Source organism: Microbacterium sp. GbtcB4, from assembly GCF_019091465.1.
In the GTDB taxonomy this organism is placed as follows: domain Bacteria; phylum Actinomycetota; class Actinomycetes; order Actinomycetales; family Microbacteriaceae; genus Microbacterium; species Microbacterium paraoxydans.
In genome coordinates this window covers 1-236 of the sequence record NZ_JAGXJJ010000560.1, presented here as the reverse complement: position 1 = coordinate 236, position 236 = coordinate 1, and the positions used below count along the sequence as shown (strand labels likewise).

Here is a 236-nt window from a genome sequence, read left to right as displayed (position 1 = left end):
GCAGCAGTGGTGGGCGAGACGCCGGTTCTCGCGCGGACTCGACGTGCCCTACGCGGTCGGCACCTATCGGGCGGCGTGGGCGGCCTACCCAGAGCCCGTCCGCCAGTACCACCCGGAGCTCAATCACGGCATCGCGCTCTCGCAGATCCCGTTGGCGGCCGATGTGCAGCTCTGCTGGGAGTGCGCCGTCGGTCACCTGTTCGCGGCGACGCCGACCGAGCAGCGCGAACGCCCGG

The 236-nt window shown here is 72.0% G+C and carries 1 pseudogene; it reads left to right on the top strand.

The features are described from left to right. Positions 1 to 236 (top strand): annotated as a pseudogene (locus tag KVS71_RS18820) (hypothetical protein); the annotation flags it as partial.